Origin of the sequence: Pseudomonas sp. MWU15-20650 (assembly GCF_023242475.1) — a bacterium.
Classification (GTDB): domain Bacteria; phylum Pseudomonadota; class Gammaproteobacteria; order Pseudomonadales; family Pseudomonadaceae; genus Aquipseudomonas.
This window is the reverse complement of record NZ_JALJFG010000013.1, coordinates 17,873-37,113: the sequence shown is the minus strand read 5'-3', so window position 1 is coordinate 37,113 and position 19,241 is coordinate 17,873. Positions and strand designations below refer to the sequence as shown.

At 62.9% G+C, this 19,241-nt stretch carries 9 protein-coding genes; 4 read left to right on the top strand and 5 right to left on the bottom strand.

The features are described 5' to 3' along the window. Window positions 1–3: 3 nt before the first annotated feature. Window positions 4–9,663, bottom strand: a complete 9,660-nt coding sequence (locus tag M5B43_RS12840) for a non-ribosomal peptide synthetase (protein WP_248750465.1) — start codon at window positions 9,661–9,663, stop codon at window positions 4–6. Window positions 9,664–10,135: 472 nt separating this feature from the next. Further along, window positions 10,136–11,833, bottom strand: a complete 1,698-nt coding sequence (locus M5B43_RS12835) for a cyclic peptide export ABC transporter (RefSeq protein WP_248750464.1) — start codon at window positions 11,831–11,833, stop codon at window positions 10,136–10,138. A 320-nt stretch (window positions 11,834–12,153) separates the two neighbouring features. Between M5B43_RS12835 and M5B43_RS12830 the strand changes: the two genes are divergently transcribed. From M5B43_RS12830 to M5B43_RS12815, 4 genes are all read left to right on the top strand, one after another. Beyond that, window positions 12,154–12,966, top strand: a complete 813-nt coding sequence (locus M5B43_RS12830; RefSeq protein ID WP_248750463.1) for a helix-turn-helix transcriptional regulator — start codon at window positions 12,154–12,156, stop codon at window positions 12,964–12,966. A 62-nt stretch (window positions 12,967–13,028) separates the two neighbouring features. Beyond that, complete coding sequence (adeC, locus tag M5B43_RS12825) at window positions 13,029–14,468, top strand: AdeC/AdeK/OprM family multidrug efflux complex outer membrane factor (protein ID WP_248750462.1); 1,440 nt, start codon at window positions 13,029–13,031, stop codon at window positions 14,466–14,468. Then, on the top strand, window positions 14,465–14,671 hold the full coding sequence (locus M5B43_RS12820; RefSeq protein ID WP_248750461.1) for a hypothetical protein: 207 nt from the start codon (window positions 14,465–14,467) through the stop codon (window positions 14,669–14,671). Before adeC ends, M5B43_RS12820 begins: the two co-directional genes overlap by 4 nt. Window positions 14,672–14,759: 88 nt before the next feature. Then, window positions 14,760–15,665 (top strand): LysR family transcriptional regulator, encoded by a 906-nt coding sequence (locus M5B43_RS12815; RefSeq protein ID WP_248750460.1) that lies wholly within the window; start codon window positions 14,760–14,762, stop codon window positions 15,663–15,665. Between the two features lies 1 nt (window position 15,666). On the opposite strand, the gene M5B43_RS12810 is transcribed toward M5B43_RS12815, so the two are convergent. The 3 genes from M5B43_RS12810 to M5B43_RS12800 all read right to left on the bottom strand — a co-directional run bounded on the left by M5B43_RS12810 (window position 15,667) and on the right by M5B43_RS12800 (window position 19,072). Further along, window positions 15,667–16,599: a cupin gene (locus M5B43_RS12810; RefSeq protein ID WP_248750459.1), complete on the bottom strand. Its 933-nt coding sequence runs from the start codon at window positions 16,597–16,599 to the stop codon at window positions 15,667–15,669. A 179-nt stretch (window positions 16,600–16,778) separates the two neighbouring features. After that, window positions 16,779–18,092, bottom strand: a complete 1,314-nt coding sequence (locus tag M5B43_RS12805; RefSeq protein WP_248750458.1) for an LLM class flavin-dependent oxidoreductase — start codon at window positions 18,090–18,092, stop codon at window positions 16,779–16,781. A 23-nt stretch (window positions 18,093–18,115) separates the two neighbouring features. After that, window positions 18,116–19,072, bottom strand: coding sequence for an ABC transporter substrate-binding protein (locus M5B43_RS12800; RefSeq protein WP_248750457.1), 957 nt, complete (start codon window positions 19,070–19,072; stop codon window positions 18,116–18,118). Between the last annotated feature and the right edge of the window lie 169 nt (window positions 19,073–19,241).

The following is a 19,241-nucleotide window of genomic DNA, read 5'->3' as shown; positions in this document are numbered from 1 at the left end:
CACTCACAGGACCATCTCCATTCTTTCCGTAATTGCGGCGTATTCCCACAGCGTGGAGTGTTCGAACAGCGCCTTGATGTTGGCTTCGATGCCTTCCTGGCGTAAGCGCCCGATCAGGCTGACCGCCAGCAATGAATGCCCGCCCAGTTCAAGGAAGTTGTCATGGCGACCGACGCGCTCGACGTTTAACAACTGCGTCCACAGCCGGGCCAGGGTGGTTTCGATTTCGCCCTGGGGCGCTTCGTAGGCATGGGTGCGCAGCGCGCCCAGGTCCGGCGCCGGCAGGGCCTTGCGGTCGAGCTTGCCGTTGGGGCTCAGCGGCAGCGCGTCAAGGTGCACGAACACCTGCGGCAACATGAACTCCGGCAATTGCACCAACAGGTGCGCACGCAGGGCCTCGGTGGCGGCCGGCACGCCGGTGTAATAAGCCACCAGGCGTTTGTCGCCCGGCACGTCCTCGCGGGCCAGCACCGTGGCGTCCTGGATGCCGGGGAATTGGCCCAGGCGGGCCTGTATTTCGCCCAGTTCGATGCGCACGCCGCGAATTTTCACTTGGTCATCGTTGCGGCCCAGGTACTCGATATTGCCGTCGGGCAAATAACGCGCAACGTCACCGGTACGGTAGATCCGCCCGGCGCTGTGCGGGTCCTTGAGGAAACGTTCGGCGTTCAGCTCGGGGCGGTTCAGGTAGCCCCGGGCGACCTGCACGCCGCCAATGAACAGTTCGCCGCTGACGCCCAAGGGCACCGGCTGCAAGTGCGCGTCGAGCACGTACAGGCGCACGTTGCCGATGGGCTTGCCGATCGGCGTGTTGTCCGGCGTGACGGCGCCGTTGCAATCCCAGGCCGTGACTTCCACTGCGGCTTCGGTCGGGCCGTAGTGATTGAACAACGCACTGCCCGGCAATTGCGCCTTGAAGCGCCGCACCAGGTGGCCCGGCAAGGCTTCACCGCTGCACATGACCCGCACCAACCCGGCCGCCTGGCTGACATCGCCATGGGCCAGGAATACATCGAGCATCGACGGCACGAAGTGCACCGTGGTGATCTGTTCGGCCTCGATCACCTCACACAGATACGCCGGGTCCTTGTGCCCACCCGGGCGGGCCATGACCAGGCGCGCACCGGTGAACAGCGGCCAGAAGAATTCCCACACCGACACGTCAAAGCTGAACGGGGTTTTCTGCAACAGCGCGTCCGAGCTGTCCAGGCCATAGGTGTCCTGCATGCACAGCAAGCGGTTGACCACCGGGCTGTGTTCGTTGATCACGCCCTTGGGCTTGCCGGTGGAACCCGAGGTGTAGATCACGTAGGCCTGGTGTTGCGGGGTCAGCTCGGCAATCAACGGGTTGCCGGCAGGCTGGTGCTGCCAGGTGACGAGTTCCAGGTCGATCACCGGCACGTCGATGTCACCCAGCAAGGCGCGGGTGGCGCCTTGCACCAGGACCACGGCCGGCGCGCTGTCTTCAAGCATGTAGGCCAGGCGATCCAGCGGGTAGGCCGGGTCCAGCGGTACATAACCGCCGCCGGCCTTGAGGATCGCCAGTAGCCCGATGACCATCTCGGCGCTGCGCTCGACGCAGATGCCGACCCGCGACTCCAGCACCACGCCCTGCTCGCGCAGATGATGGGCCAGGCGATTGGCGCGCTCGTTCAGCTCGCGGTAGCTCAGGCGCTGGGCGTCCGCCAGCAACGCAACGGCGTCCGGCGTGCGTTGCACCTGGGCTTCGAACAGGCCGTGAATCGTCTGCTGCAGCGGGTGATCCTTGACGGTGTCGTTAAAGTGCTCCAGCAGGGTTTCACGCTCGGCCGCCGGGAGCACCGAGAGTTGCTCAACGGCGGTGTGCGGCGCGGTCTCCAGCGCCGTCACCAGGTGTTGCAAGGCGGTCTGCATATAGGCCGCCACGCGCTGGGCATCCACGCCACTGGTTTGCACGCTGAGCAGGAAGCCTTCGCCTTGGTCATCCACCGACAGCATGCACGGATAGTTGGTGCGCTCGCGCACCTCCAGCACGTGCGCCCCCGACCAGTACTGCGGCCCTTCACTGTCCTGCAACGGGCTGTGGCGGTAGTTGAGGATTGAACTGAACAGCGGCGAAGAAGCCGGCACCGCGCTGCACCGCTGGGCGACCACCAACGGTGCATGCTCGTGGCCCAGCAGCGCGGAGAGCCGGGCGTGCACGGCACGTACCCCAGCCCGCACGCCTTGTTCCCCTACGCTGACTCGCAGCGGCAAGGTATTGATGAACATGCCCAGGGCGCGGTCGGCGCCATCGCCACTTTGCATGCGACCGAGCAACACGGTGCCGAACACCACCTCATCACGCCCACTGACGCTGGCCAGCACCCGCGCCCAGGCCAGGTGATGCAGGCTGGCGGCGCTGACGCCCAGATGCCGCGCCTGCGCACGCAAGCGCCGGCACAGCGGTGCATCCAGCTGGAGCTTGGCCTCCTCGGCCGACAGCCCATCGCCCTGCACTTCCTGCAAGCCAAACGGCAGGGTTGGCTCATCAATGTCACTGAGCATCTCGCGGAAGAACTGTTCGTGGTCGGCCTGGCTGACACCCAACAGCGCCTGTGCCACGTAATTGCGGTACGGCATCGCCGCGTCCAATTGTGCGAAGCCACCGCTGCGGTAGGCGAGCACTTCTTCGCTGATCACATCCAGTGCGGTGTGGTCCATGGCGATGTGGTGGAACAGCAACATCGCCAGCCAGCGTTGGTTGGCTTCATCGTGCACATAGGCCAGGTGCAGCAGCGGCGCCTGGCTCAGCACCAGGCGCACCTGGCGTGGGTCGAAGCGCGCGTGCAACTGCTCCAACATACTGCCCTGGGCCGGGTCGAACTGCAGGGCTTCGCGAGGCAGTTCGGCGCGGCGCAGCACAACCTGCACCGGCTGTTCGAGGTCGTCCCAGAGGATCGCCGTGCGGGTGATGTCATGGCGGTCGATCACCGCTTGCAGGGCCTGGGCAAAGCTGTCGAGTTGCGCACGGGTTTCCAGGCTGAACGTGGCCTGCAACAGGTAAGGATCACCCTGCTCGCTGGTGACGTGGTGATACAGGATGCCCTGCTGCAACGGCGCCAGCGGGTAGATGTCCTGCACATTGCGCGCGCCGCCCGGCACCCGCGCGACGATGCGGTCGAGGGTGTCCTGGCTGAGGTCGATCAGGCTGAGCATGTCGGCACGGATGTGCGCGCAGTCGGCCGGGATACGGTTGGCCGGCACCTGGATTTCACTGCCACCGCCCACCGCTGCGGCCAGGGCCGCCAGTGTCGGCTGGCCGAACAGCACGCGTACATCGGCGCTCAGGCCCAACTGGCGCATGCGCTCGATCAGCTTGACCGCCAGCAGCGAGTGGCCGCCCAGTTCGAAGAAGTTGTCCTGGCGCCCTACCCTGGCCACGCCCAACACCTGGCTCCACAGCTCGGCCAGGGTGGTTTCGATGGCGTTGTGCGGCGCTTCGTATTCACGGCTGGCAAAGGCCTCGACATCCGGCACCGGCAAGGCGCGGCGCTCGAGTTTGCCGTTGGGCGACAGCGGCAGTGCGTCCAGTTGCACATAGGCCGCCGGGATCATGTAGTCGGGCAGCAGCGTTTGCAGGTGCGCGCGCAGTTCGTCGACAGCGCTTGGCGCCGCCTCGGCGTGGGCAGTGAAATAGGCCACCAGGCGTTTGTCGCCGGGGCTGTCTTCGCGCACCAGCACCGCCGCATCGCGGATGCCCGGGTGCTGGGACAGGCGCGCTTCGATTTCGCCCAGTTCCACACGGAAGCCACGGATCTTGATCTGGCCATCGTTGCGGCCCAGGTAGTCGATCTCGCCGTTGCGTTGGTAGCGGCCCAGGTCACCGGTTTTATACAGGCGGCTCTGGGGCACGAACGGGTCGGCCAGGAAGCGCTCGGCGGTCAGGTCATCGCGGTGCAAGTAGCCACGGGCCACGCAGGCGCCGCCAATGTAGATCTCACCGGCGACACCCAGCGGCACCGGCTGCAGGTGTTCGTCGAGCAGGTAAATGCGCGTGTTGGCCACCGGCACGCCAATCGATGGCAACACCGGCCAGGACGCCGCATCACCGTCCAGGGTCAAGGCGGTGGTGACGTGGGATTCGGTCGGCCCATAGTGGTTGTGCAGGCGGCAGTTGGGCAGGCGCTCGAACAGCGCACGCATCGGTTCGCTGATACGCAGTTGCTCGCCGGCGGTGATCACATCGCTCAGCACGCAGGGCAAACGCCACAGTTCAGGCGTCTGGGCCACGGCTTCGGCCAGGGCTTGCAGGGCAATGCACGGCAGGAACAAACGCTGCACGCCTTGCTCGCAGATGTGCCGGAACAGTTCGCGGAAATTGAGCCGCAAATCGCCCGCAATCAGCGACAGTTCACCGCCAGCGCACAGGGTGCTGAAGACTTCCTGGAAGGCCACGTCAAAGCCCAGTGCGGCGAACTGCAAGGTGCGTTGGGCCGGGCGGCCGTCGGCCAGGGTTTGCGCAATCTGCCAGTGCATCAGGTTGACCAGCGGCCCGTGGGGCATGGCCACACCCTTGGGCTGGCCGGTGGAGCCGGAGGTGTAGATCACGTAGGCCAGGGCCTCGGCGCCCAGATCACTCACCTGCGGGTTGTGCGCAGGGTAACCGTCGCTCACGTTGGCGGCATCGAGCAGCAAGATCGACACGCTGGACGGGCTGAAACGCCGGGCCAGGCGCTGCTGGGTCAGCAGGGCCTTGGGCGCGCTGTCTTGCAGCATGTACGCCAGGCGCTCATCCGGATAGGCCGGGTCCAAGGGCACGTAGCCGGCGCCCGCCTTGAGAATCGCCAACAGGCCGGCGACCATCTCCACGCTGCGTTCGGCGCAGATCGCCACGCGGTCATTGGCGCCGATACCGTCAGCGATCAGGCGGTGGGCAATCCGGTTGGCCAGGGTGTTCAGCTCGCCGTAGCTCAGGGATTGGCCTTCGTAGGTCACAGCCATGGCGTCAGGCTGACGCTGCGCCTGCGCTTCGAACAGCGCATGCACCGTCGCAGTGGCCGGGTAATCGACCGCGAAGGCGTTGAAGCCAGCGAGTACTTCCCGGCGCTCGGCATCCGGCAAGATAGCGAGGTCATGCAGGGCTTGGTGTGGCTGGTGCTCCAGGGCGTCGGCGATGGCCTCCAGCACCCGGTGCATGTAGCCGCAGACGCGTTGCGGATCGACGCCGGCCACGGCCTGGACGCTCAGGCCAAACGCGTCACCGAGGTCGTCCACCGACAACATCAGCGGGAAATTGGTGCGCTCTTCGCCACCGGCGATTTCCACCCCGGCCCAGGCCAGCGCCTTGCCGGCATCCTGCGCCGATTGTGCGCCGACCGCGGCATGCCGGTAGTTGAGCAGTGCGCTGAACAACGGTGTCGGGGCTGCCACGCCGCTGCAGCGTTGCGCCAGGGACAGCGGCGCATGTTCATGGCCGAGCAAGGCGGCCAATCGTGCGTGGGTGGTTTTAAGTGCGCTTTCAACGCCTTGGTCGCCGGCTTCAACGCGCAGCGGCAAGGTATTGATGAACATGCCGAAGGCACGGTCGGCGTCCTCGCCACTGCTCAGGCGGCCCATCAACACCGTGCCAAACACCACGTCGCGGCGCGCGGCCAGATGCCCGACCACCTGGCCCCACGCCAAGTGATGCAGGCTGGCATTGCTGACCCCCAGGCGTCGGGCCTGGGCACGCAGGCGCTGGCCGAGCAGGGGCGCCACGGGCAGGCTGGCCTGCGTGATGCCTTGGCCATCACCCTGCACATCCTGCAGGCCAAACGGCAAGCTCGGCTCGTCGACATCGCCGAGCATCTCGCGGAAGAACGCCTCGTGAGCGGCCTGACTGATGCCCAGGCGGGTCTGTGCCACGTAGTTGCGGTACGGCACCGATGGCGTCAGTTGATCGCCACGGCCTTGCGCCAGCGCCTCGATTTCCTGGCCCAGCAGCGCCAGTGAGGTGGCGTCATCGATCAGGTGATGGAACTGCAGCACAGCCACCCAGCCGGTGCCCGGCCGGTCTTCGGCAAAATGCAGGGCCATCAGCGGTGCGCGCGTCAGGTCCAGGCGCGTGTGACGCGGGTCCAAGCATGTGGACAGTTGCGTGGCAACATCACCCAGTGCCGGGTCGAACTGCACGTGCTGCACCGGCAGCTGCGCTGCGCGCCAGACCACTTGCACAGGTTCGTCCAGCCCCTGCCAAGCCATCGAGGTGCGCAAGATATCGTGGCGGTCGATCACCTGCTGCAAGGCGTCGGCAAAGCCCTGCACCTGCTCGCGACTGTGCATGCGCAACACCACCTGTAGCAGGTAGGGATCGCCGTCGGTGCTGGCCTGGTGATGGAACAGGATGCCTTCCTGCAACGGCACCAGCGCATAGATGTCCTGTACGTTGGCGACCCCACCGGGGATGGCGGCGACAACGCGGTCGATCTGTTCCTGTGGCAACTGCGCCAGGGGCAGCATGGCCGGGGTGATCCGCGTGCAACCGGCCGGGATCGCATTGGCCGGCACGTGCACCTGGTGTCGGCTGCCGGCGGCAGCGGCCAACGCGACCAGGGTCGGTTGACCGAATAGCACGCCCACATCCGCGTTCAGGCCGACCTGGCGCATGCGCTCGATCAGCTTGACCGCCAACAGCGAGTGACCGCCCAGCTCGAAGAACTGGTCGTGGCGCCCTACCCGCTCGACACCCAGCAGTTCGCTCCAGAGGCGTGCCAGGGTGGTTTCCAGTTCACCCTGCGGCGCTGCGTATTCGCGCCGCGCATAAGCCTCGGTATCCGGCGCCGGCAGGGCCTTGCGGTCGAGCTTGCCGTTGGTGGTCAGCGGCAAGCGCTCCAGCACGACGAACGCGCTGGGCACCATGTAGTCGGCCAGCGACGCCAACAACTGCGTGCGCAACTCGGCAGCCGACGGTTCGGCGCCCTCGCAGGCAATGAGGTAGGCCACCAGGCGCTTGTCGCCGGGCTCGTCTTCACGAGCAATCACCACGGCTTCGCGTACACCGTCACAGGCGGCCAGGCGCGCTTCGATCTCACCCAGCTCGATGCGGAAACCGCGGATCTTCACCTGGTCGTCATTGCGCCCCAGGTAGTCGATGCTGCCGTCCGCCTGCCAGCGGCCAAGGTCACCGGTACGGTACATGCGCGCGCCCGGCGTGCCATCGAACGGGTCGTTGAGGAAACGCTCGGCATTCAACTCCGGCCGGTTCAGGTAACCGCGCGCCACCCCTGCCCCACCCACATACAACTCACCTTCCACGCCATGCGGGACGGGCTGGCCCCGGGCATCGAGCAGGTACACACGCAGGTCCGGGATCCGCCCGCCAATCGGGCTGGTGCCGACCCGGTAGGCGTCTGCGGCGGCCAGCGCGCGATAGGTCACGTGCACGGTGGTTTCGGTGATGCCGTACATGTTCACCAGTTGGGTACCGGCGTTGGCCATGCGCGCATACCAGGGCTTGAGAAGCCCGGGCTCCAGGGCTTCGCCACCGAAGATCACCTGGCGCAGGGCGTGCTTGAGCTCGCTCTGGCCCTGGGCAGCGATCAACGAGCGGAAGGCACTCGGCGTCTGGTTGAGGATGGTCACACCCGCGCTGCACAGCAAGGCATAACAGGCGTCCGGCGAACGGCTGGTAAGCTGCGGCACTATCAGCAACTGCCCGCCATGGATCAGCGCACCCCAGATTTCCCATACGGAGAAGTCAAAGGCAAACGAGTGGAACAGCGCCCACACGTCCTGATCATTGAAGTTGAACCACGCCTCGGTGGCGCTGAACAGGCGCGCCACATTGCGGTGTTCGATCATCACGCCCTTGGGCAGGCCGGTGGAGCCGGAGGTGTAGATCACGTACGCCAGGTTCGCTGAGGTGAGACCCGCAACGTCAGGGTTATCGGTCGATTCAGCCTGGCAGTCGCAGGCGTCCAGGTCGATCACCGGCACCGACAATTCGGCGACCAGGGCGTGAGTCGCCTGCTGTACCAGCACCGCGACCGGCGCGCTGTCTTGCAAGGTGTAGCGGATGCGTTCCTGCGGATAGGCCGGGTCAATCGGTACATAAGCGGCACCCGCCTTGAGCACGCCCAGTAGACCGACGATCATCTCCAAGCCACGTTCGACGCAGATCGCCACGCGATCATCCGGGCGCACACCCAGGCTTAACAGGCGATGCGCAACCTGGTTGGCACGGCGGTTCAGGTCGCCGTAGCTCAGGCGCAGATCTTCGAACATCAGTGCCGTCGCATCAGGGTGGGAAGCCGCCTGAGCCTCAAACAGCCCATGGATCGTCTCATGGCTGGGGTAACTGCCCACGCCGGCATTCCAGTGCTGCATCAGCGCATGGTCGGTTTCGGTGATCAACGAGAACTCACTCACCGCACGCTCGGCATTCTCCAGCGCTTGCTCCAGTACATAGGTAAAGCGCTCGGCCAATGCCTCGATTTCACCGGCGTTGAAATACGCCTCGTTATAGACGTAGTGCGCCCATGCCTTGTCCTTGTGATTGCTCGCCCGCAGGTGGAACGCCAGGGGCATCTGCTCGTGGTTGTTGGTGACTTTGACCAAGTGCCCACGCTGCTCGGCGAACTGGTACAGGTGATCATCCTGTTCGTAGGACAACGTCAGGTCGAACAGCGAGCCGCCTTCCGCCCGCGTGCTCATGCCGCTCAGCGGGAAACGCTGGTGGCGATAATCCTGCTTGAGCGCATCGCGTACGGCGCCGACCAGGGCGCTGAAGGTCAGCTCGCGACCAAGGCTGAAGCGCACGGCACTGACCTGGGTAAACATGCCCACCGTGGACTTGAACTTGGCCGAGCGGTTGAGCAACGGCAGGCCCACCACCCACTCATCGCGCTGGGTCACGCGGGTGAAGTAGACATACATCGCCGCCAGCAACACATGGAACGTCGAGGCCTGGCAGGCTTTCGCCAGCTCGCCCATGCGCTCGTGCAACACCACCGGGAACGGCCGGATGTAATGCCGGCCAGGGGCCTTGCCATGGGCGTACTGGTCCTGGTGGCGCGGGGCGAACAGGGGCTCGGGCAACGTCTGATATTTGTGCTGCCAGTACTCGCGGTCCTTTTCATAACGGGCCGACTCGCGGTAGCGCGCGTCGTCATGGATGAAGTCGACATAAGAACTGGTCTCCATATCGGGCTGCCGGGCCTTTGCCAGGTCGCTGTAAATGCCGCCCAACGATTGCAGCATTTCACCGAAGGCCCAGCCGTCGAGAATGACGTGGTGGGCCTGGCTGGCTAAGTAGTAATGCGCCTCGCCCAGCTTGATCAGGAAGAAGCGGAACAGTGGCGCCTGGGTCAGGGAAAACGCCCGACTCATGTGCGCCTCCATCAACGCCAGCGCAGCGCTGAAAGGATCGGCCTGTTCAGACACGTCAAACAGCGGCACCGCCACCGGCACGCTTGGCGCAATGAGTTGCAGTGGCACCCCCTCGGCATCGGTAGCGTCCAGCAGCGAGAGACGCAAAGCGTCGTGCTTGTCCACCAGGACTTCGACAGCACGTTGCATCCGCTCTGCGCTGACCGGGCCATTGAGTTCCAGGTAACTACCGATGTTGTACAGCGGCGACTCGCCCTGGCTGATCTGGTCCAGCCAGATCGCTTTCTGCGCGGCGGTCAGGGGAAATGTCTGCGGTGGCTGCAGGGACGCATTCATGCGGTCACCTGCGCGACAAAACCTGCAACGGCAAGGTTGCATGACGGGATTTTTTTCGCGACAAAGTCGCCCATGGCCACTGCAGAAAAACGTTTCATAAATGCCTTCTCAGAGATTTGTCAGTGCCACCTGGGTCACAGCGCAGCAGCGAGGGAAGTTGAGGCGAACACGATCTAGAAGTGTTGAAAACGTCAGACTCAAGATTGATTAAAGTCGCGTACCCGACATTTTCATTCCGATAAAAACAGCCGCCCACCCGTCACCTGACGACCGTATTGGCAAATTTAAGCACCGGCGCTTTGGGCTGTATGTCACCTGAAACCCGGACAATCAACGGACATTGAAATATTTCGCAATGTCGACTTTATCTACATGATCTATAAGCATTTTTTAGAAAACAAAAAAGCACGCCACCCCTAACTTTAGACGCTATGGGTGGCGTGCCTGGGGACACGTTTGGACGATGTATGGATCAGGCGCGACGGTCTTGGGCGACCAGGTTTACATCGGAGACAATATGGCCATCGACCAACTTGACGATTCGATCGGCTAACTGGAAGTATTGATCATCATGAGTAATGATCAGCACGGTCTTGCCACGCCGTTTAAGTTCCGGCAGCAGTTCTTCGTAGAAGAAGCGTTTGAACGGTGGGTCTTGGTCCGCCGCCCATTCATCGAGGACATACACCGGGCGGTCTTCCATGTAGGCACACACCAGCGCCAGGCGTTTCTGTTGACCGTAGGACAGCTCTTTGGTGGTGGAATACCCCAGCCCTTCGATCTTGATTTTGTCGGCCAACCCCAAGGCGGCGAGGTACTTCTGAGCCAGTTGCGGATTAACCTCCTCGCCTTCCGGGCCAATCAGCCGGTTGAACAAATGGAAATCGCTGAACACGGCAGAAAACAGGTCGCGGTAATCGCTGCGGGTCTCATCGTTGACGGCGACGCCATCAAGCAAAATCTGCCCGGCCTGCGGTACATATAACCCGCACAACGCCTTGACCAGGGTGCTTTTGCCACTGCCGTTGCCACCGATGATGTAGATCAACTCGCCGCTGTTGATGGTCAGGTCGACCGGCCCCAGCGCAAAGCCGCTCTCGGTATCTGCGCCGCGATAGTTCATCACCACGCCTTTGAGCGCGATCTGGTGCCAGGGCTTCTTGTGCTCCAGGCGCAGCACATTGGTGTTATCCGGCTCGCCCTGTTCGGCATGGTGTTCGTTGATAAAGAAGCCAAACTCGGCAAGACGGTTGATCGCCACCCGCCCTTGGGCCATGACCGGCATGGTGCTGATCAACAAGCCCAGCGGCCCGAGGATGTACAGGACGGTCAGGACGCTGGCGGTCAGCACCTGACTGCTGGTGACCATCAGCAATGGCAACACGAACACCAGGCTGCCGATCAGCAATGACTGGGTGACCAACCCCATGTTTTCGGCACCGAGGTACCACAGGTGTTCGATGAAGTTGAACCGCGCCACCCGCGTGGATGACTCCTTGATGGCGGAGCGGCCGAACCAGCGCCGGCGAATGCCGTTGAGCTTGAGCTCCTTGAGGCCGAACACCAGGCCGTGCGTGTGTTCGTTGAAGGCAGTGAATTCATCACGCACGCGGCTGGTGAACTTAACACCGCCAAGGAACAGGAGGATGTACAGCATTGCGCCAACCGCCAGCAGTGCCAGCGTCAAGGCAAACACCGTCCATGACAGGTACGCCAGGTAAGCCAGACCGAGCATGAACACCGTAGACTCCACCAGCATCACCGGCATCACCAGCAGCGTTGCATTGAGCTGCGGAATGTCGGTAGTCAACAGCGTCAGCACGTTGGGCGGGCCACGCCGATCGACTTCTTCGAGGGGCGAAGAGAGGATTTTCTGGCACAGCGCGATGCGCAAGCGTGTCATCAACTGCATGTTGGCGTACGCGGGAAACAAGGTCGCCCCATTGCGAAACGCCAGCGCCACCACACTCAAACCGACGAACCAATACAGCAAGTGCAGCCGCGATCCCTGCTCATAGATCGCCAGGTTGATCACGTTGACCACCGCGATCGCCGCCACGCCGCTGACGATGCCGGTGACCAGTGAAAAGAAGGCTAGCCAGGGATGATTTTGCCAAAGCAGGCGCAAGACCGAGCCCGGCTTGGGCGGCTTCTCATGCTCTTTGTTCATGGATTAACTCCTTAAATACACTCAAGACCGGGCATTGCCCGTCAGGCAAACCGCTGCAACCGGCCAGGGTGCCGGAGCCGCCAAGTGTACGGATTGCCCGCAAATCGGCTGTCCCAGAAAGCCTGTACAAAACACTGACCGAGGCAAATACGCGGTCGTGAAGCGGGCGTGGCCTGAATGTCCCCGCTTTCCATTACAGACCGGCACACAATGAATGGGCCTAATACGGACCCGAGCTAGACCCTTCAGGAGTGGACGATGGCAGCGTTGATCGCTCACCCACAACTTATAAAAACGTGGCTATCAAGGACGATTGCACTATGGATCTGAGCGGCATTCGAAATGCGGACAGCCCGCACTTCTACTTCATCCTCGGTGAGTTGATTTCCAGCACCGATCAGGATCACTTCGCACTCAACATGCTCAAGCTCATCGACAAGCTCTTGCCGGTCACGGCGTTGACGCTCAGCGAATGGACCTTCGATAAGTCAAACACTCACGTGGTCGATATCAAGGCCCTGGGCAGCGCCGGCGACCCTGCCGACATCCCCGCGCCCGACGCCCCCCGCCCCGCCGCCAACGACTCGCTGCTCAAGGAAATGTTGGACATGGAAGGCTCGCTGCTGATCCGGCAGAAAACACGCACGAGAGGCGCGGCAGGCAAGGTCTCGCGGATTGCCGCGCACCAGTGTGCGCTGGTGTCACGCGACGGCAACCGGCGCTGCGTGGTGAACCTGTATCGATCGCACACGCAAAAAGACTATTCCCTGAGCCAATTGTCGCTGCTCAAGAATCTCTCCGACGCCCTGCTGCCGCTGATTGAAAGCTATGCCCAGTTCAGTCGCCAGAGCACGCTGCGCAAAATGGGCAGTTGGATGGCGACCCCGATTGCCGATCAGGAGCCGACGCATATTCAACGCGAGTTTCAAAAGCGCCTGACCCTCTGCGACATCACGTTGTCGACCCGCGAACAGGAAGTTTGCCTGGGCTTGCTCAATGGTGGAACGGTGCCGGAAATAGCGGAAAAACTGCAGCTCAAAAACAGCTCTATCGAAACCTATCTCAAGCGTGCAACCGCAAAGCTTGGGGTCAGCGGCCGACATGGATTGACCAAATGGATGGTCGGCGCCTAGCACCACTCAAGAAACGGGTTACTGCGCTGTAACCCCTGCTCCCTTTCAAATGAGGCTGGCCAATGAACAAGTTTGCTTTCTCCCTGGTGACGGTTGCAGTGGCGTTGGGGGGATGCTCACTCATCCCCGATTACCACCAGCCTGCGGCGCCAGTGGCGACCCAGTACCCACAGGGCCCGGCCTATGCCGCTGGCACAGGCGCGGTCAGTCAAGACGCTGCCCGCCAGGCGTGGCGTACGTTGTTTCACGACCCGGCCTTGCAGCAACTGATTCAGACTGCCCTGACCCAGAACCGCGACCTGCGTGTGGCGGCCCTGAACGTCGAGGCTTACCGCGCGCAATACCAGATCCAACGTGCCGACCTGTTCCCGGCTATTTCCGCAAATGGCAGCGGCAACCGCCAGCGGGTACCGGCGAGCATCACCCGGACAGGCAAGTCGGCGATCACCTCTACCTACTCGGCAACGCTGGGCATCAGTTCGTACGAACTGGATTTCTTCGGGCGCGTGCGCAGCCTCAGCGAACAGGCAATGCAGGAATACCTGGCCACTGAGCAAGCCCAGCGCAGTGCGCAACTGAGCCTGGTGGCCAGCGTCGCCAATGCCTACCTGACCTGGCGCGCCGACCAGGAGCTACTGGAATTGACGCGCCAGACCCTGGCCTCCTACGAGGAAAGCCTGCGCCTGACCACGCGCAGCCTGGATGAGGGCGTGGCGTCCTCGCTGGACGCCGCACAGGCGCAGACCAGCGTCGAGAGTGCCCGTGCCAACCTGGCCCGCTATGAACGCCAAGTCGCGCAGGACCGCAACAGCCTGACACTGCTGGTCGGCACCACGTTGCCCGAATCCTTGCCGGCCCGGCCGCTGGCCAGCGACCTGATCGCCCAAGTGCCTGCGGGCCTGCCGTCTGACCTGCTGCAACGCCGACCCGATATCCTGCAAGCCGAATATAAGCTCAAAGCCGCCAACGCCAATATCGGCGCCGCCCGCGCGGCATTTTTTCCCAGTGTCAGCCTGACCGCCAACGCCGGTGCGTCCAGCGCTCAACTGTCCAGCCTGTTCAAGGGCGGCTCGGGCAGTTGGACGTTCCAGCCGCAGATCAACCTGCCGATCTTCAATGCCGGTAGCCTGCGCGCAAGCCTCAACTACGCCAAGCTGCAAAAGGACATCGGCGTCGCCCAGTATGAAAAAGCCATCCAGACGGCGTTCCAGGAAGTGGCCGATGGCTTGGCGGCCCGCCAGACCTATAACGACCAACTGCGCGCGCAGCGTGATTTGGTGCGGGCGGACCAGACGTATTACGACCTTGCGCAACGCCGCTATCGCCTCGGCATGGACAGCAACCTGGTCTTCCTCGACGCACAACGCTCGTTGTTCGCCTCGCAACAGGCGCTGATCACGGACCGCTTGGCGCAGCTGGTGAGCGACGTCAACCTGTACACCGCGCTGGGCGGCGCCTGGGAGAACCCGCCCGACCTGGCCGTGGTCGAGACGCGCCCGTGAGCACCTTCGAGCCTGGGCAATATGTACGCCTGCGCTCGGGGGGCAAGAAAATGCTGGTAAAACCGGCACTCGACAGCGCGCAACTGCCCAACACTGCGCTGGTGTTCTGTGAGTATGTAGAGAAAAAACGCACAATCCTGGGGCTGTATATCGCCGCCAACCTGAGGTTGGTGGACGCCCCGCCGAACGCGAAAAGACGTTGACCGCGCAGCACTGAGCATAAATGGGTGGAGATGCAGCAACCCGACGCCTACAGTAGCTTCGTCATCAGTCACGTTGTGCAGGCCGCACTTGGATTACTTCACCGCCCTCACCGCCTTCGTCGAGGCCGCCAACGGCAACAACTTCTCCCGCGCAGCCGAACGCCTGGGCATCAAGGCGTCCACCGTTTCACGCTACGTAAAGGACCTTGAGCAGGACCTTGGCATCGCGTTGTTCAACCGTTCGACACGCACGTTACACTTGACCGAAGGCGGCCAGACGTTTCTGGTGCATGCCCGTGGTGTCCTGGATGCGCTGGAACACGCCAAGGCGGCCACGTCTGCGTTGAACCAGCATCCCCGGGGCGTCCTGAAACTCAACTTGCCGCCGGCGTTTGCGCGCCACCATATCCTCCCGGCCTTGAACGATTTTCTGGCGCGTTACCCGCAAATCAGCGTTGAGCTGGTGCTGGATAACACCCAGGTCAACCTGATTCATTCCGGCGTCGACCTGGCCATTCGGATTGGCGAACTGGCCGATTCCACGTTGAAGGCGCGCAAACTCTGCGACGGGCAGTATCACGTGGTGGTCAGTCCGGCATTTGCCCAGCAGTACCGTGCTCCATCAACACCCGCCGATCTCGCGGGCGTGCCTGCGGTGCTGGGGACGAGCGCCCCTGGCGAAATCACCTTTGTGTCCGGGAGCCAGGTGTCAGCACGGGTGCATGACCGCTGTATGCGCATCAATGACCTGGACGCACAGTTGATCGCCGCACGCCAAGGTTTGGGCTTTGCCCTGTTGCCAGACTGGCTGGTGGCCCGAAGCATCGAGGCCGGTGACTTGCTGGTGTGGTTGCCGCAATGGCACCTGCACGGTGTTGAGCGGGCCTTTGCTGTTTGGTTCGTCTACCCGCCCAAGCGCATTGTGTCGTCCAAGGTCAGGTGTTTCATCGATTTTATCGTCGAGCGACTGGGCGAGGCACCTGCTTGGAAATGACTCAACTGAAGCGAATATCCAACGAGCGCAAGTAAGTTTGCAGCCCGGCGTCCTGAATCGGGATCAGGAACGCCTCGGTATCCGCTTCGTTGAAGTGCGCATGCCAATACCCAGGCGGTGTCACGAATGCCAGGCCGGGCGACCAGTCCACCCGTTGCGCATTTCGGATGTGCCCATCCGCATCCAGCTCGGTCCCCACCAGGGAATAACACCCCACCGGGCAATCAATGATGAAATCCAGCGCAATCGACTGATGCCGATGGGGTTTCTGCACCGATCCCGCCGGCAAAATCCCATACATGGCCCATAGCACATGGGTCACGGTGCGCGTCTGGGGAAAGTTGCGATTGCCCAGCAGGATACTGATGCGACTGCGGTCCTGCGCACGGGGATCATCGGCGGCCTCACGTAACTTCGCGTTCGCCAATGCGGCGGGGTACAGCGTCGGGGCAAAGCGGTCGGCATTGCGTGTCACGCCGAGGTAACGCAGCAGCGGCTCATCGTGCACATAGTAAAGGCGCGCATCCTGGGTGGCGCTAAAGTGCGCCGCCTGCAACCCGGGCAGAGCGATAAAGCAGCCCTTGGACCATTGGATCTCATATTCGCCCTGAATCACGCGGCCCTCCCCGGCGATCACGTAGAACACCTGCGAAGTCGCGTTGGGTTGCACGGCCAGCGTATCGCCGTTGTTCAAGCGCATGAAGTTCGCGCACAGCCCCGGCCCTGTCGCCGGGCCTTCACACTCCAAGGCATCGCTGAGGTCCAGTGGGACGATACGCGAGGGGCCGCTGTCGTACAGCGAGGCGGGAAAGCTGTGGTAGGGAATCCGGGGGATCAGATTCGCACTGATGGGGTTGGCCGCTTTGCTGTACTCGAAGTACTCGGCGTCCACTTGGTTGATATCGCTCAGTGCGGGCTCGAATGCACGGTTCATCAGGCTCACCTCGGTTGTTGGCAGGATCGCGCAGCGCCCTTGAGTGCGCTGCGCGGGTGAGTGAACTATAGGCATTGCTCCCTGGCGGATTAATCCCCGGGCCTGCACAGCAGTTATGCGAAACGGGGCACTTAACGCAACGCAAACCGAGTGGCCGGCGTACGTCAGCGCGTGGGCCGCTAAAACCGTGGAATCGCCAAGCCCAGGCTTTCACGCAGGGTCGTGCCTTCATACGCGCTGCGGTAGACACCACGCTCTTGCAGCAAGGGGATGACCTGCTGGGTGAACCGCTGGAACTGCACCGGGTGCCCGATGTAGAGGTTGAAACCATCCACGGCCCGGGCTTGGAGCCAGTCCGCCATTTTCTGCGCGACCGTATCCGCCGTGCCAACGAAAGTGCCTGGGCGCAGTTGCCGGCCGAACTCGACGGCCTGGCGCAGGGTGAAGCCTTTCTCGCGTGCCTGGTCGGCGATACGTTTGGCGGCGGTAAAAAAGCTGCTGCGCGCAGCCTCCAGGCTCTGCTGGGGGAACGGCGCATCGAGGTCGTACTGGCTGAAATCATGCCAACCGAAATGACGCCCGAACTCTTTCAACGCGAGCTCAAAACTATGATCGGCCTGATGGTAGTGATGCTCGATTTCACGGGCATGCTCATCGGTGTCGCCCACATAAACTTCGGCGCCGGGCATGATCAGCAGTTGCTCCGGGTCGCGACCGCGTTGCACCGCCCTGCCCTTGATATCCCGGTAAAACGCCTGGCCCTGCTCGATGCTGGCGGCATGGGTGAAGATCACATCGGCCGTGGCGGCACCCAGGTCGCGACCTGGCTCCGAATCCCCGGCCTGGAATATCACCGGCTGGCCTTGCGGTGAGCGTTGGATATTCAGCGGGCCGGCCACCGCAAAGTGCTCGCCCTTGTGATGGAGACTGTGCAACTTGCTCGGGTCGAGAAACCGACCGGTGGCCCGGTCGCGCACAAACGCATCGTCCTCGTAAGAGTTCCACAACCCCTGCACCACCTGGACGTGTTCCGCCGCCCGGGCGTAGCGCGTGGCGTAATCATAATGTTCATCGCGGCTGTAATTGCCGGCGGTCCCGGCATCGCCGCTGGTAACCACGTTCCAGCCCGCGCGGCCGTTGCTGATCAGGTCCAGGGAGGCCAGGCGCCGCGCCACGTTATAGGGCGAGTTGTAAGAGGTGGTCAGCGTACCGACCAGGCCCAGGTGCCGCGTGCTCACGGCGAGCGCCGATAACAGCGTCAGCGGTTCCAGGCGGTTGAGGTAGTGGGAGGGTGAGCCCGGCGTGATGAACTGGCTGTCGACGATAAACATCAAGTCGAACAGGGCGGCCTCGGCCTGGCGCGCAATGTCGATATACCAGTCGATGTTGACGCTGGCATCGGCCGGCAGTTGCGGGTCAAGCCACAGATTGTGGCGGCCCGGCCCACCGCACCCCATCGTCAGGGCGCCCAGTTTGAGTTGTCTTTGGGTCATTTCGAATGAGTTCCTGCAAGCGTTCAGGGCTGGGTTTGCGCGACGGCGGGCTGCAAGGACGCCGCGAATGAAGGGTCGAACAGGCTGGCCGCCGGGTAAGACTTGACCAGGCCCTGGCGGGCAAAAAAGTCCACGGTCTTTTGCGCTTCCACAGGCGACTGGGCGGTGATCGGCTCCACGGTGGCGCGCGCACGGGCAAACCAGGCGCGCGCGATGTCGGCGTCTGCCCGCGTGCGTTTAGCCCAGGCATCGGCATACGCATCGGTGTTGGCCGGGCTTTGGCCGGTCCAGTCACGGGCTTTTTTCAGACGCTGGAGAAAGTCACTGATTTGCGCACGCTTGGCAGTCACCGCCTTGGCGTTGGCCGCCACGAAACTCTGGGCCGGGATCAACCCATCCGCAGTTGCGAGTACGCGCGCGCCCTGGCGTTCCTGCTGTGTGACGTAGGGTTCCCAGGTGGCGATGACGTCAACCGAGCCGCCTTCCAGCGCGTGGGAGGCGTCCAGGGCACTGAGGTAGCGCCACTCCAGGCTGTCCGGTGGCACGCCGGCTTTATCCAGCGCGGTCAGCAGCAGTTGCTGGCTCCACGAGCCTTTCCAGATGGCTGCGCGCTTGCCCGCAAGATCCGCCAGGCTGTGGATCGATGAATCCTGTTTCACCAGGATGGCCACGCCGTCGAGATTTTGCCGGCTGACGGCAATCACCTTGATCGGCGCGCCCAGGGCGCCCAGGAACAACACAGGCGCATCCCCGAGCAAGCCGATATCCAGGCTGTTGGAATTGAGCGCTTCGGCAACCGGTGAGCCGGCGGTGAATTGCTTCCACTCCAGGGTGTAAGGCAGATCGTCCAGCACGCCTGCGGCTTCCATCACGGCTTGGGCGTTGTAGCTTTGGTCGCCCACCACCAGGGTTTGCGCACTCGCCGTCAGGCATAGCACTGCGGCGGCCAGCCCGGCCGCCAGTTTTGTCAGGTAACGCACGTTCGCTCCAGATGCCGTTGCGGGCATTTCAAGTCGATCCGCGCGCGCGGTCTCGGCAATGGGTAAGGGCACCTAAGATGAGGTTATAAGCATCGCGTGTAAAATACTTATTACGCATAACCTAATTCAATATTAATGCGAAATGCGCATTTTTATGTGCGACCGCCCT